This is a genomic window from Mesorhizobium alhagi CCNWXJ12-2 (assembly GCF_000236565.1).
Lineage (GTDB): Bacteria > Pseudomonadota > Alphaproteobacteria > Rhizobiales > Rhizobiaceae > Allomesorhizobium > Allomesorhizobium alhagi.
Genome location: NZ_AHAM01000218.1, coordinates 18,559 through 31,978, shown reverse-complemented (window position 1 = coordinate 31,978; position 13,420 = coordinate 18,559). Strand labels below are relative to the sequence as shown.

At 61.2% G+C, this 13,420-nt stretch carries 13 protein-coding genes; 1 reads left to right on the top strand and 12 read right to left on the bottom strand.

The window, feature by feature from the left end; translation table 11 throughout:
* Positions 1-75 precede the first annotated feature (75 nt).
* The 7 genes from MAXJ12_RS24735 to MAXJ12_RS24700 form a co-directional block, all read right to left on the bottom strand.
* A complete protein-coding gene (locus tag MAXJ12_RS24735) occupies positions 76-867 on the bottom strand; it encodes an amino acid ABC transporter ATP-binding protein (RefSeq protein ID WP_420492391.1) in 792 nt (263 codons plus the stop codon).
* Complete coding sequence (locus tag MAXJ12_RS24730) at positions 851-1,690, bottom strand: amino acid ABC transporter permease (RefSeq protein ID WP_008838790.1); 840 nt, start codon at positions 1,688-1,690, stop codon at positions 851-853. The genes MAXJ12_RS24735 and MAXJ12_RS24730 overlap by 17 nt, the downstream gene beginning before the upstream one ends.
* Positions 1,687-2,433 (bottom strand): amino acid ABC transporter permease, encoded by a 747-nt coding sequence (locus MAXJ12_RS24725; protein ID WP_008838789.1) that lies wholly within the window; start codon positions 2,431-2,433, stop codon positions 1,687-1,689. Before MAXJ12_RS24725 ends, MAXJ12_RS24730 begins: the two co-directional genes overlap by 4 nt.
* A gap of 48 nt (positions 2,434-2,481) precedes the next feature.
* Positions 2,482-3,342 (bottom strand): transporter substrate-binding domain-containing protein, encoded by an 861-nt coding sequence (locus MAXJ12_RS24720; protein ID WP_008838788.1) that lies wholly within the window; start codon positions 3,340-3,342, stop codon positions 2,482-2,484.
* Positions 3,339-4,931 carry an FAD-dependent oxidoreductase gene (locus tag MAXJ12_RS24715; protein ID WP_008838787.1) on the bottom strand — a complete coding sequence of 531 codons (1,593 nt, stop codon included), beginning with the start codon at positions 4,929-4,931 and terminating at the stop codon, positions 3,339-3,341. Before MAXJ12_RS24715 ends, MAXJ12_RS24720 begins: the two co-directional genes overlap by 4 nt.
* Before the next feature lie 104 nt (positions 4,932-5,035).
* The gene (locus tag MAXJ12_RS24710; RefSeq protein WP_008838786.1) at positions 5,036-5,938 is read right to left on the bottom strand and encodes a LysR substrate-binding domain-containing protein; all 903 of its coding nucleotides are present in this window, start codon (positions 5,936-5,938) and stop codon (positions 5,036-5,038) included.
* A 578-nt stretch (positions 5,939-6,516) separates the two neighbouring features.
* On the bottom strand, positions 6,517-7,419 hold the full coding sequence (locus tag MAXJ12_RS24700) for a LysR family transcriptional regulator (RefSeq protein ID WP_008838784.1): 903 nt from the start codon (positions 7,417-7,419) through the stop codon (positions 6,517-6,519).
* 107 nt (positions 7,420-7,526) lie between these two features.
* Here MAXJ12_RS24700 and MAXJ12_RS24695 point away from each other — a divergent pair, with 107 nt between their 5' ends.
* Positions 7,527-8,573, top strand: a complete 1,047-nt coding sequence (locus MAXJ12_RS24695) for a zinc-dependent alcohol dehydrogenase family protein (RefSeq protein ID WP_008838783.1) — start codon at positions 7,527-7,529, stop codon at positions 8,571-8,573.
* Positions 8,574-8,858: 285 nt separating this feature from the next.
* On the opposite strand, the gene MAXJ12_RS24690 is transcribed toward MAXJ12_RS24695, so the two are convergent.
* The 5 genes from MAXJ12_RS24690 to MAXJ12_RS24670 are packed head-to-tail and all read right to left on the bottom strand — an operon-like array spanning position 8,859 to position 13,417.
* Positions 8,859-9,653 carry an ABC transporter permease gene (locus MAXJ12_RS24690; protein ID WP_008838782.1) on the bottom strand — a complete coding sequence of 265 codons (795 nt, stop codon included), beginning with the start codon at positions 9,651-9,653 and terminating at the stop codon, positions 8,859-8,861.
* A gap of 11 nt (positions 9,654-9,664) precedes the next feature.
* Complete coding sequence (locus MAXJ12_RS24685; RefSeq protein WP_050898893.1) at positions 9,665-10,498, bottom strand: ABC transporter permease subunit; 834 nt, start codon at positions 10,496-10,498, stop codon at positions 9,665-9,667.
* A gap of 29 nt (positions 10,499-10,527) precedes the next feature.
* On the bottom strand, positions 10,528-11,616 hold the full coding sequence (locus MAXJ12_RS24680; RefSeq protein WP_008838780.1) for an ABC transporter ATP-binding protein: 1,089 nt from the start codon (positions 11,614-11,616) through the stop codon (positions 10,528-10,530).
* 21 nt (positions 11,617-11,637) lie between these two features.
* Positions 11,638-12,693: an ABC transporter substrate-binding protein gene (locus tag MAXJ12_RS24675; RefSeq protein ID WP_008838779.1), complete on the bottom strand. Its 1,056-nt coding sequence runs from the start codon at positions 12,691-12,693 to the stop codon at positions 11,638-11,640.
* A 58-nt stretch (positions 12,694-12,751) separates the two neighbouring features.
* On the bottom strand, positions 12,752-13,417 hold the full coding sequence (locus tag MAXJ12_RS24670; RefSeq protein ID WP_008838778.1) for an RraA family protein: 666 nt from the start codon (positions 13,415-13,417) through the stop codon (positions 12,752-12,754).
* Positions 13,418-13,420: the final 3 nt, after the last annotated feature.

Here is a 13,420-nt window from a genome sequence, read left to right as displayed (position 1 = left end):
CCGCCGTCGCCGGCCTGTCTGTTCATGTGTCCCGGGTCCATAGCTCGAAAGCTTTGGACCAAAACTCCTACGATCCTAAAGAATCTGGCTCAGGAACTGCCTCGTTCTCGGGTCAGTTGCCTTGGTGAAGAACTGATCGGGTGGACCGTGCTCCACGATCACGCCGCGATCGGTGAAATAGACATGGTCCGCGACTTCGCGGGCAAAACCCATCTCGTGGGTGACGAGGATGCAGGTCATGCCCTCGGCTGCGAGTTCCCTGATTGTGAGCAGCACCTCCTTCACCGTCTCGGGGTCGAGCGCGGCGGTCACCTCGTCGAACAGCATGATGTCGGGGCGCATCGCCAGGCTGCGCGCAATGGCGACGCGCTGCTGCTGACCGCCCGAAAGCTCTCCCGGATAGGCGTCCTCCTTTCCCTGCAGGCGGACCTTGGCGATCAGCGCGCGGGCCCGCTCCTCGACTTCCCTTTTCGGCTCCTTCAACACCAGGACCGGCGCCATCATGACGTTCTGCAGGGCCGTCTTGTGTGGGAAGAGATTGTATTGCTGGAAGACGATGCCGACCTTCTTGCGCAGGGCAAGCAGATCGAGCTTCGGGTCGTTCACCTCCTGTCCTTCGACCTTGATCGAGCCCTTCTGGATATTGTTGAGGCCGTTTATGCAGCGGATCAGCGTCGACTTGCCCGAGCCGGACGGGCCGATGATGCAGATCACCTCGCTTTTGCGGACATCGAAGCTGATCCCCTTGAGCACCTCGACGGCGCCGAAGGATTTGTGCACGTCCCGCAGCGATATGATCGGCATGTCCGGCGACCAGTTCGTTTGCGGGTTCGCTCCGCGGGCGTTCGAATTAGTTTGCAACAACATATTTTCGCTCAAGCTTCCGCGTCCAGATTGCGATCGGGTAGATGTAGGCGAAGAACAGGCACAGCAGGAAAAGATAGAACGGGATGAGCAATTCCGGGCGCGCGCCTGCCGCCTCCATGGCCGCCTGGGCATTGCCGACCGCCTCGCGCACGCCAAGGATCGAGGCCATCGGAGTCGCCAGCGCCAGCAGCGCATACCAGTTCATCCACGGCGGGATGGCGCGCCTGACGCATTGAGGCAGGATGATCCAGCGCAATGTCTGGCCGCGCGTAAAGGCCAGGCTCTCGGCGGAATCCCACTGGCCCTTGGGGATGGAATTGATGGCGCCGCGCAGGATCTCGCTGATATTGGCCATCACCGGCAGCGAGAAGGCGAACGTGGCCTTGACCCAGTCCGGTATCCTGACCGTTTCGCCGCCGGGCAGACGCATCTCGAACGGCACCAGGAACATGATCATGAACAGGATCACCAGCCATGGTGAGTTGCGGAACAGATGCGTCACGAACCACGCGGGCGCTCGCAACAGGGGCGAACGGCTGACCTGCAGCAGCCCCAATCCGATCCCAAGAACGGTCGCGGCGGCCATGGCGATGAAGCTCATCAGGAGATTGAGCCCGAAGCCCTTGAGGATGAAGGGCAGCCATAGGATCAGCGTGGCGATGGCCGATGGGACCTGCTGTTCGGGTTCCGATTGCGCATAGGCGAAGGCAAGTGAGCCGAAAAAGGCCAGGCCGAGCCAGAGGCCATGCCGCCAATGGATGCGCGAGCAGAAGCTGCCTTGGCCGAAGCGACGGGCGTCTAGACGGAAAGCGTCGCCGCTCATTGCCCGTATCCCGGCAGGGCAAGCCTGCGCTCGATGAAGTGGAGCGCGCTGGCCAGAAGCGACACGACGAGCACGTAAAAGAGGAACAGAAGCAGCATCATCTCCGGCACGTTCACGTTAGCAGACCAGACCTGGTTCAACGTGGAGGTCATCTCCGGGACAGCGATGACGTAGGCGAGCGAGGTGGTCTTGGCCAAGCTGACAAGATTGTTGGTGAGCGCCGGCAGGCTGATGCGGAATGCCAGCGGCAAAGTGACGTATAAGTATGTCTGCCATTTGCTCATGCACAGGCTCTCTGCGGCCTCCTTCGTCGATTCCGGCACGGCTTCGAGGCCGGCGCGGAAGATCTCAACATTGAAGGCGCCGCCGAAAATGCCGAGCGAAATGACCGCCCACATGAACGAAGAGATCAGCGGCTGGTAATAGCCTCCCATGTCGACCTGCGGTGTGAAGGTGCCGAGAGCGAAATAGAAGAACAGGAGCTGGACCATCGGCGGCGTGTTGCGGAATGCCTGGATATAGACGTCCATCAGTCCGCGCAGGATGGGAGACCGGGCGTTCTGCGCCCAGGCCCCCACCACGCCGATCACCAGCGACACGACAATCGACCAGAATATCAGTTGCAGCGATACGCTGACGCCGGACAGGAACCGCTCGTATTCATAACTGTCGTAGAAGACGATGAAATTCAGGCCCGTGCGCTCGTAGAGATCCTGGAAGAATGGCGCGATCAACTGGAACATTTCAGCTCCGCCGACCGGTCACGGATCGACATCCCGTCGCGCATCGGCTCAGTTGCCGCCTTGCAGGTAGCTGGTGTCCCACTGCGCCTTTTCATGCTGCGCGGCGATCCAGTCCGACGGCTTGACCTTCCACTTTTTCTCGAGCTCGACCAATGTCCCGGAAGCCTGCCAGCGATAGGCCATGCCCGACATGAACACACCCCAGGCCTTGTCAACCTCCGGCAGCGGCACTGCCGCGGCCCACGGATTGTCGTAAAGGACGGGGACTGCCATTTCGTAGCCTTCCCATTCGCCGGATGCGAGATCGGCCATGATAGGCGCATCGTCATAGAGCCACGCGATACATTTTCCGTCCCTTAACGCCTGCTTGGCCTCAGTGTTTCCGGTGAAGGAAATAATGGTCGCGTCGTACTCGGTCTCGACCTGCTTGTTGTAGTAATTGCCCTGCTTGCCGCAGACTGGTTTGCCGGCGATGTCTTTCCAATCATTGATGACGTCTTCCTTCGCAAGCAGCGTCGGACCGGAGCTCCAGTACGCTGGTTCGATTATTCCGATAACCTTGCGCCGCTCGGCTGTGTCGTACATGCCGCCAATAATCAGATCAATTTTACCCTGCTGCAGGAACTGCATGCGATTGGCCGACGTGATCATGACCGGCTCGAGCTCAACGCCGAGCGCATCGGCGACCGACTGGGCGAGATCAACCTCGATACCCTGCATGGAACCGTCCGGCGCGGGGAAAGACCAGGGCTTGAAAGCTCCCTGCACACCGACACGCACAACGCCTCGGTCCAGGATCTGTTTGAGATACGCGTCGGCTGCCTGCGCGCTGCTGGCGGAAAGGACCGCGCTTGCGGTCAAAGTGACGGCAAGGGCGGCAATGCTTTTCAATGCGGAATTGCGTTTCATGCTTGAACATCTCCCATTGTTGATGTCGTTTCTGTTGATTGAACCGGGTCCGATGCGGTGCGGAATACCGCCTTCTGGTATCGGATGAATTTTTCCACTTCCCCAGCGGTTCTCTCCGGCGACCAGCCGGCTAGATCGGCGACGGAGCTTGCCGCTTCCTCCACTTCCCGGCGATCCAGGTGCTGACGCCAGGCCAGCCCTGTCCTGGTGTAGAGAATGCCCTTCAGGTCTCGGGCACGCTCCGCTGACACCGCTCTGCGGAAGGCGGCGCGTCTGCCCTCGGCAAGCGGCTTGGAAATGCCGAATTCCACGCTGCGGTAGTGTGTGGCTGGGCTGCGTCTTCCAGCCGCTCTGCGTTTGGGCCCCAGAAGCTTCTCGACGATCTTTCGCATCTCGCGCCCGGCGCTCAGATGGGTCATGACCGGACCCGCCGTCATGGCAAAGATGCCCGGCTTCCCGGCGCCGGCGAGATCATGAATTTCGCGCGTGCGCCGGCCCATGGGTTGCTGTGCATCGAAGGTGAGCGGCCGCACGCCGGCCCAGGTGAACTCGACATGGCGGCGGGTCAGTCCTAGTCCGGGAAGCATGTAGTTGGCTTCGCCGAGCAGGAAATCGATGTCGTCGCCAGTTGCCGCGACGTCGGCGGCATCGCCGTCGAAGGGTGTCTCGGTCGGCCCGAAATAGAAGCAGTCGTCATGGGACGGGAGACAGTAGAACGGCATGCCGCTGCGGTTGATCGTGGTTATGCCGTAGCCGCGATAGGAATCGGGCAGCCGTACTGCGATGTGGGCGCCCTTGGTCCCCCGGATGAGCCGCGGGGCGGCGTTGCCGGTCGCGGTGACGGCATTCACCTTGTCTATCCAGGTCCCGGCCATGTTCAGCACGATCGCGGCACGTATCTCAGCCGTTTCGCCGTTGTCGTGGTCTTTGAGTTCGATTAGCCAGCCGCTCTCCTGCCTCCGGACGATCACCGCCTCGCAGAACAGGCGTATTTCGGCTCCGTTCTCCTCCGCGTCCAAGGCGGCGTCCACGCACAGCCGGTCCGGCCAGTCCATGATGTATTCGCGATAGGTGGCAATTGACCGGAGCCGCTCCCTGTCGCGCAGATGGCTCGCGAACGGCAGGTGTTCCCCGAAATTCCTCGTCAGTCTGCGATAGGCGAGCGGTGGCTCCTGCGGCCCGAGACCTCGAAGGATGCGGAAACCGAGATCGAGATGCCAACTCCGGACCGGGCTGCCCGGATAGACAGGAAAACACATGGTGAAAGGTTTGCATCTTTCCGGCGCCAGAGCCACGAGTTCCGCCCTGGCCTCCATGCCCGCGCGCGCCATGCGCATCGCCCCGGCAAGGCGCAACGGGTGAAAGGCGAAGGTGCGGACGGGACTAGGCGTTTCGAAATAGCGAAGGCCGCAATGCAGGATGCGCGAGGAGCGGCTCGAGGCCCCCGCGGCGAAATCGCTCTTGTCCACCAACAGGACGCTGTAACCCGCCGACGCCAGTTCGCGCGCCGCACTTGCACCGTTGATGCCAGCACCGATCACGACGACGTCGTAATCTGTGCCTTGCATCTCGGTAAGTTTCGGCGGCATTGGCGGCCCGTTCCCTGCATGATCGATCGCGCCAATAAATAGATGAAAGGGCAATGTTCAAAATAGAATCTTTAGCGAGCGATATGCATGAAATGCATACTGAACTAGAGCGGCAATTGTGCCAAAAGCCGATCGCGTCTTTTCGCCATCAGTTCCAGCAAGGCGTCCGCGGCAGGATTGGCCGCCCGCGACTCCGGCCGCAGCAGCGCGACATTGAACGGTATCTTTGGTGAGAAGGGAATGAGCTTCACCCTGTTGTCCAATTGCTCCACCGCCGTGTAAGGATCGATGATCGCTACGCCGATGCCCTGCTTGACCATCTCATATGCCGAGACCGAGAAGGTCGTCTCATAGGCCGCATCCACTGTGACGCTGCTCGACTGCAGGGCCTGGTCGAGCAGATGTCGCGCCGAAACAAAGGACGTCCAAGAAATGAACGGTCCCTCGCGCAGATCGGCCGGGACGAGGCGGGAACGGTCGGCAAGCGAGTGGTCGCACGGCACGGCCGCGATATAGGGCGCGTCGCTGAAGATCTCGGTGCGGAATCCGGATCGCCTGAAAGGCGTCTCCGCAAGGCCGAAATCGATCTGCTGCGCGGCAGCCCATTCCTCGATTTTGACCGACATGCGGACATTCAGGACGACCTTGGTCTTCGGCCAATCCTTCCTGAACTCCGCCAGCAGGCGTGGCACGAAATTGATGCCCAACGCCGGCATCACGGCGAGGCTGATCTCGCCGCCTTCCCCGCTTGCCAGCCGCGAGGCGAAGCTGCTCAGCGCCTCCAGCGAGACATAGGCCCGTTCGATTTCATCGAGCAGAAGATGGGCAATAGGCGTCGGCGTGACCTGGCCTCTGCGCCGCTCGAAAAGCGAAACGCCGAGTTCGTATTCAAGCTTGTCGAGAAGCCGGCTGACCGCCGGCTGGCTGCGCCCTAGAAGCTCCGCCGCGCCGCTCACCGTGCCGGTCAGCATGATCGCCCGAAAGGCCGCGTAGTGCAGGAGATTCAATGTGCGTATCAAGGGTTCTGGTCTTTCGCCGTTTGTGCTGAATTCAATAGCCACTCAGATCCAGTATGGGGCATCAGGTCCATTGTGTTGCTGGAAACAAGATTGCTGGCGCGGTGGCTTAAGTGGAGCGGGTGTTGGACGGTTGGTCTGAACGACGGCTATCACAGGAAGGGTAGCGCGTCAGCGCCAGTCTAGAGTTGGGCCGAACCGAGAATGCCGAGCGCGACAGGACCGGGATCGCCCTGCCCCAGGCTTGGGGATCCGGCGTGACTGCTTTTCGGCTCGACGAAAAGTTCGAAACGATCCCGGCGGGCAAGCACAAGTTGCGCGGGCGCGGCCAGGCGACAGAGGTCTTCCAGCTTGGCAAAGTCGCGACGTCGCGTGGTCTGGACATTCACCGGGACCAAGCAGGCAGAGGAACTGCGTAGACGAACGCTAAACGCGTTCCACACTGCCTCTTATACGACTTTTCGAGCACGGATAGTGAACGACGGAAGCTCGAGCACGGATAGTGAACGACGAAAGCTACGATTGCTGGCGGCGACTGAGGTGACTCCGCGATTGGAAGATCGCGGAGCTCACCCCATCATTGCAGGCATCCGCGCCGCCAGCCTGTCGATGAGGACGCGTACGCGCGAGGGCAGGAAGGGTGTGCGCGGCCAAAGTGCTGAACTGTTGAATTCGGTTGCGGGCAGATCGTCGAAGAGGCGGATAAGCTCGCCCTTGGCGATGCGCGAGCGGACCAGCCAGTGGGGCAGCCACGCAAGCCCCAGACCGGCCGCGGCGGCATCACCGATGGCCTCGAGGTCGTCGAGCCGCAAGCGGCCCTTCATAATGATCTCGACATTGTTGCCTTGCCCGTCGGGGAACAGCCAAGTCCTGGTGTAGCGCGGATTTGCATAGTCGATCGCCTGGTGGGATGACAGGTCGGCCAACGTAGAAGGCCGGCCGTGCCTTTCGAGATAGGCCGGAGACGCGCAGACCGACATGCTCTGGCGGGCGAGCGTGCGGGTCATCAGGCCGGGATCCTTGGGCAACGTGCCATTGCGCACCGCCAGGTCATAGCCTTCCTCGATAATGTCCACTGGCCGGTCGGTGAAGGCGATTTCCAGCACGAGCCCACGATGCTCGCGTGCCACATCGTAGAGGATGGGCGCCACGCAATGCCGGCCAAACACGACCGGAACCGTGACGCGCACCTTCCCCGTCGGCTCCGCGCGTCCGCTTTCCAGCGCCTGCTCCGCCTCCTCCAGCTCCCGCAGGGCGCGTGTGCAGCGCTCGTAGAAGGCAAGCCCGTCCTCCGTCAGGCTGAGCACCCGTGTCGTGCGGTGACACAGGCGCACGCCAAGCCGCCCCTCCAGCCGCGCCACCGCCTTGCCGACGGCCGAACGGGACAGGTTCAGCCGCGCGGCCGCGGCGGCGAAGCTGCCCGCCTCCACGACCGTGACGAATTCGCGAATGCCGCTCAGCCGGTCCGTCATGCGCACCTTTGTAGAATGAATGGATACATTTAGAGGAGAAATCATCCGCACTGCAACTCCAATGGAGCGAATAGATTGTCGGTCAACGTTCAACAGGAGCAAAATCGATGAACCAGCATGTCAGGACGGATACGATGAAGCAGTGGACGCTGAAGGATGTCGGCCGCGCCAATCTCGGGTTGGTTTCGGCCGCGGTGCCGACGCCCGCCGAACACGAGATCCTGGTGAAAGTTGCCGCCGTTTCGCTGAATTATCGCGATCTCCTCCTCATCGAGGACGGCCTGGGCTTTGCCGCCAAGGCGGACCCGTTCGTGCCGGCCTCCGACGCGGCGGGCGTGGTGATTGCGGCAGGGACTGCCGTAACGCGTTTCAAGCCGGGGGAGCGGGTGATCTCGACCTTCATTCCCGGCTGGATCGACGGTCCCGGCTTCGGCACAGCGCGTGAGCCGAACTACCGCACGCTGGGCGGCGCCATGCAGGGTGTGCTGTCCGAGTATATCGTGCTTGATCAGGATTGGGCGGTGAAGGCGCCCGAAGGCCTGGATGATATCGAGGCAAGCACGCTGCCCTGCGCCGGCCTCACGGCCTGGACCGCGCTGGTCGAGCGCGGGCGCCTTCATGCCGGCCAGACAGTGGTGGTGCAGGGCACCGGCGGGGTTGCGCTGTTCGGCCTCCAGATCGCGGCTGCTCACGGCGCGGATGTGATCGTGGTCTCGGGCGACGACGACAAGCTCGAGCGCGCAAAGGCGCTGGGAGCAAGGCATGGGATCAACCGCAAAAAGGAAGACTGGGTGGAGGCGATCTACCGCCTGACGGGAGACCGCGGCGCAGATCACATCCTCGAAATCGTCGGCGGTGCACATTTGGGACGCGCCCTGCAGGCGGCGGCCGTCTTCGGGCGCGTCTCGCTCATCGGCGTGCTCGAAGGCTTCGAGATTTCAGGCCATTTCGCCCCGTTGGCGCTCAAGCACCTGACCGTTGAAGGCATTCAGGTCGGCCACCGCAAGTCACTTGAGGATTTCGTCCGCGCGATCGATCAGACCGGTTTCAAGCCTGTAGTCGATGCGGAGTACGCATTTGCCGACTTGCCGGCCGCGCTGGATCATCTGGCCCGCGGGCCATTCGGCAAAATCGTGATGAAAATGCCGCGGTAGACGACCCATACCAAACGAAACACGTCAATCACCACGATTGGTAGTGCACGTGGAATGGCCGCTGGAAGGTGGAATTCAGAGACAAAGGCGCACACCTGTAATTCCTGCGGACGCTCTCGTCGCCATGCTGAATACTGATGCGCGCCGCCTCTACCTTGCCAGACGTTGATTGCGCTGTTCAAAAATGGACCTTCGGTTCACCGAACCTGTTCTTTCGCTTGGGTAGCAGCCGTCTCGCGGGTTTACTGGCATTGCAGACCAAAAGGTTCCAGCGGCGACCACACCCTATTTGACAAACGTTTTGCCGAGCCCCATCGCCCGCTCGACGATCATGATGATACCAAGCGTGAGCAGTATCATCAGGACGGAGGCTGCTGCCACCAGCGGGTCGGCCTGGTTGTAGACGTAGTTGTATAGTTCGACCGGCAAGGTGCTGATGCGTGGGCCGGTAAGGAACAGCGTGATCACAACTTCGTCGAACGAGACCAGGAAACACAAGGCCGCTGCGGCAACGATGCCGGGCATCAACATCGGCAAGGTGACCCGAAAAAACACCGTCAACGGCTTTGCGCCCAAGGTCCGGGCGGCCTCCTCGCAGGCTTGGTCCTGAGTACTCAGCGCGACCGCCAGAACACGCAGTGCATAGGGCAGCGTTACAACCAGATGGGCAAACACCAGGCCCTGCATCGTCGCCAGCAGACCGAAAGAGGCAAACACGATCAGGATGGCCAGGCCGAGCACGATCGTCGGAAGCAACAGGGGCGCGGTGAACAGATTGAACAGCACGTCCTTGCCGGCAAATTTCAGCCGCGTCATCGCCCATGCCGCCGGCACGGCAATGGCAATCGACAACGCAGTCACCACTGCCGCCAGGACAACGCTTGTCCAGAATGCGTTCAGCATCTTAGTGTTCTGGAACAGCGCGGCATACCAGCGTGTCGACCAGAAGGTCGGCGGGAAACGCAGCACCTGGTCGCCCGAGAACGAAATGGGGAACACGAGGATCACCGGCGCCAGGAGATAGAGGAACAGTGCGAAGACGAGAACCCGCATCGGCCATGAGGTTTTGTGGATTTCCATCACGCTCCTCCCTAGTCCAGACGCCGCAGGACGACTGAATAGGCCCACAACGCCGCGCCGAACACGATCAGCACCAGAATCGACAGCGTCGAGGCCAGGGGCCAGTTTAGCGTCACGATCGCCTGGTCGTAGATTTCCGTAGCGAGCAGAAAGACGCGACCCCCGCCCATCAGCTTGGGTGTAATGAAGGATGACACCGCGAGCACGAAGCACAGCAGGCAGCCCAGCGCTATACCTGGGAGTGTCAGCGGCAGGATGACCTTGCTGAACGTGCGCGCCGGCGTGGCACCCAGCGTCCGGGCGGCTTCCTCGACGCGCGGGTCGAGGCGTCCAAAACCCGCCATCAGCGCCAGGATCATGTAGGGCATCAGGATTTCGGTCAGGCCGATGAAGACCCCCTTTATGTTGAACATCAAGCTTGGCACCGGCAGACCCAGCGCTCGAATGGCGCTGACCACCGGCCCGTCATCGATCAGAATTGCGATCCAGCCATAAGTGCGCACCACCGCCGAAGTCAGCAGCGGCGAGATGACAAGTACGGTGAGGAAGGTCCGCCATGGCCCTGAGGAGCGGTGCAGATACAGCGCGATCGGATAGGAGACAACCAGGGTCGTGAGTGTGATCGCCAGGCTGATCCAGACGGAGTTGAAGACAAGTTCGAGATAGAAGCTGTCGGTCAACAGCCCGAACCAATTTTCCCAGGTGAAGACGTTCTCGATACCGCCGCCGAGGCTTACCTTGTTAAAGGAAAGGCGCGCGAGGTTGAGGACGGGCAGGATAAAGCCGATCGTATTGATCATCGCGATAGGCAAGAGCAGTAGGACGGCGAGTTCGCCGCTGCGCATCGTGCGGGATGGAACAACGGCCGGGACTGTCACTTGTCGTCATCCGGATAAACCAACGTGTCGTCGGGCGACCAGGTGAGCTGAACCTTGTCGCCGACGCCAAGTGATGGGCGCTCGCGCCGCGTCGCTTCCTCCACCACGATTTCCGCACCGCCAGCGCGCACGATATACTGCACAAGATCGCCGATGAAGATAATGCCCGACATTGTGCCTTCGACCACATTGCCGTCTCCCGCAGCCGCTAGGCCATTTGACGGTTTCAGTGCAATGCGGTGGGGACGGACCAGGACATCGACCGGGCCAGGCAACAGCTTGGCGGTTGCGCGCAGAGGCTGGCCCGCCGCCGACAGACGGCCATCGGAGCCGACCGTGCCTTTCAACCTATTTGTCCGGCCGACGAAATTGGCTACAAAGGCAGTGGCAGGACGTTCGTAGATTTCCGTCGGCGTGCCGAACTGTTCGATCCGGCCGTTGCGCATGACGACAACGCGATCGCACATCGATAGCGCCTCCACCTGATCGTGCGTGACGAAGACCGCGGTGATGCCGCTCTGCTGCTGCAGGGCGCGGATTTGCAGTCGCATTTCATCGCGCAGCTTGGCGTCTAGGTTGGACAGCGGCTCGTCCAGGAGCAGAATGGACGGTTGAATCACGAGAGCTCGCGCCAGCGCGACACGCTGTTGTTGGCCGCCGGAAAGTTCCTTCGGCTTTCGCTGTGCAAGCTGCCCGAGTTGCACCAGTTCGAGTGCTTCTTTCGATCGCTGCTCGATGTCCTGCTTGGACACGTTGCGCATTTGCAGGCCGAACTGGACGTTGCGCAGCACATCCATGTGGGGGAACAGGGCATAGCTCTGGAACACCATGCCCATGTCCCGGTCGTGGATGGGTAGCCGCGTGATGTTGCGGCCCCCCACCAATATCCGTCCGCTCGACGGCGAGATCAGCCCCGCAATCATCCGGAGCGTGGTCGTCTTTCCGCAGCCCGAGGGGCCGAGAAGGGCGACCATCTCGCCTTTGCACACGGACAGGTCCAGCGAGGGAATAACGTTGACGGCGCCAAAGCTGACGCTGATGCCATCAAGCTTGAGATGTTCCTCCGCGGATTGCGAGACAGGCATAATTGACCCTGCCGGTCGGTATCAGCGGCTGAGCGGGATGACGCGGCGGCGCCATTGCTCAGTAATCGCGTCGCGGATCTTCGCGACTTCCAGCCAGTTGATTTCGATCATCCTGTCCATTGCGCCGGCTGCCGTGCGCTTGATCGCGGCTTCGGAGATCGATGGCGCGGCCTTGGAATTGGTTGGCGCATAGAACATCTTCTCGGTGAACGCCGCTTGCGCCTCGGGACTGAGGGCGTAGTCGATGAATTTCTTTGCGCTTTCGCTTGCCGGGGCGCCGTTGACGAGACCGATCACATTGATCTGAAACCCGCTGCCTTCCTCCGGAAGAACGACGCCGAGCTTCCCGTTGGACAAGTCGGAATAGACTTGCGCGCGAGCGTTCCAGCCTATGCCGATGGCGGCCGTGCCGCTCGAGATCGGCTGGTAGACGTCGGGCCGTGGCTCCCAGGTCTGGACGTTCGGTGCCAGCTCCTCCAGCAGCTTCATGCCGGCTTCGACGCTCTCCCTGTAATTGGTGCCACCAGCCATTTTGTCGCTGATGATGGTAAGGGTCGTGCCCTGGATGTCGGGAACAGCCGGAATCGAGACCTGGCCGGCATATTGCTTGTCCCACAGCGCCTTCCAGGAGGACGGCTGATCCTTGATCTTATCGGTGTTGTAGAGGAGCACCAGATTGTCGAAGGTAACGCCGACTGCGTTGACGCCTTCCACTTTAGCCTGCGGATAAAGGTCGGCGACGTGCTGGCTCACGGTTTCGTCGATCGGATCGAACAGCCCTTCGTCGGTCGCCGCCTTGGCGACCGAAACGTCCATAATCATCACGTCGATCTGAGGTGCGCTCTTTTGGGCGCGCAGGGTGCCCAACATCTGCGCCGAGTTCGGCATGCCGTAGAACTCAACGGTGATGTCGGGGTTGGCCTTCATGAAAGGCTCCACGACTGCAGCGAGATAGTTCTCCTGGAAGATGCCCGAATAGGCGGATAATACGATGTTGTCGGCCATCGCGGCGCTCGCCGTGAGCGACAGGGACAGTGCGGTCAGGCTGATGCCTGCCGCGCGTTTCAATCCAGTCATAAGTTCCTCCCGTTGGTAGCGTAAATTCTCGTTGTCGATTGCCCCACATTCGATCGCCTCATACAGCGACCGAAGCCTCCACGATCTTCGTTGCTCCGGATATATCGGGCAGTTTTTCGCCCTCGCGCAGGCGTTTCAGCAGCACCAGTTCGTTCTTCTGCATCTCGATGGCCTTATCGGTCGCCCACTCAGCCCGGTCGGGCGCAAGAACGAGGACGCCGCTCTCGTCCGCGATGATCGCATCGCCGGGATTAACGGTCTGGCCGCCGACGCTGACCGCCACGTTGATTGCGCCCTCGAGCCCGAGAATCTTCGTTGTGATCGGCGAAGGGCCCCGGCACCACATTGGCAGGTCGACGCGCCGGATCTCGGAAAAGTCCGTAGCCGGTCCATCGATCACCGCGCCTACAATGCCGCCGAGCTTCATGGAATGCGTGACGACGCCACCCCAGCAGGCGTGCTTGTCGTCCCCACAGCGGTCAACCACGATGAAATCGCCCGGCCGCACCAGCTTGGTGAGATAATGCAGGATTGTGGAATCAGCATGCGGCAAACGAACGGTGACCGCGGTGCCGGCGATGCGCTTTTCCGGCAGTACGGCACGCAGTTCGCGATCCATAAACCCGGAATGCAGGAAATGGCCCGCCGTTGCGGTCTCGACCTGCTCCATCTTCTTGATCAGCGATGGAACGATCTGCTCAGGCATTTTGTTGACGACAAACATACA

Coding starts and splice junctions, on each gene's coding strand:
- MAXJ12_RS24675 (WP_008838779.1), bottom strand. CDS start 12,693: ATGACTGGATTGAAACGCGCGGCAGGCATCAGCCTGACCGCACTGTCC.
- MAXJ12_RS24700 (WP_008838784.1), bottom strand. CDS start 7,419: ATGACGGACCGGCTGAGCGGCATTCGCGAATTCGTCACGGTCGTGGAG.
- MAXJ12_RS24670 (WP_008838778.1), bottom strand. CDS start 13,417: ATGTTTGTCGTCAACAAAATGCCTGAGCAGATCGTTCCATCGCTGATC.
- MAXJ12_RS24715 (WP_008838787.1), bottom strand. CDS start 4,931: ATGCCGCCGAAACTTACCGAGATGCAAGGCACAGATTACGACGTCGTC.
- MAXJ12_RS24730 (WP_008838790.1), bottom strand. CDS start 1,690: ATGAGCGGCGACGCTTTCCGTCTAGACGCCCGTCGCTTCGGCCAAGGC.
- MAXJ12_RS24685 (WP_050898893.1), bottom strand. CDS start 10,498: ATGCGCAGCGGCGAACTCGCCGTCCTACTGCTCTTGCCTATCGCGATG.
- MAXJ12_RS24680 (WP_008838780.1), bottom strand. CDS start 11,616: ATGCCTGTCTCGCAATCCGCGGAGGAACATCTCAAGCTTGATGGCATC.
- MAXJ12_RS24720 (WP_008838788.1), bottom strand. CDS start 3,342: ATGAAACGCAATTCCGCATTGAAAAGCATTGCCGCCCTTGCCGTCACT.
- MAXJ12_RS24735 (WP_420492391.1), bottom strand. CDS start 867: ATGTTGTTGCAAACTAATTCGAACGCCCGCGGAGCGAACCCGCAAACG.
- MAXJ12_RS24690 (WP_008838782.1), bottom strand. CDS start 9,653: ATGGAAATCCACAAAACCTCATGGCCGATGCGGGTTCTCGTCTTCGCA.
- MAXJ12_RS24695 (WP_008838783.1), top strand. CDS start 7,527: ATGAACCAGCATGTCAGGACGGATACGATGAAGCAGTGGACGCTGAAG.
- MAXJ12_RS24725 (WP_008838789.1), bottom strand. CDS start 2,433: ATGTTCCAGTTGATCGCGCCATTCTTCCAGGATCTCTACGAGCGCACG.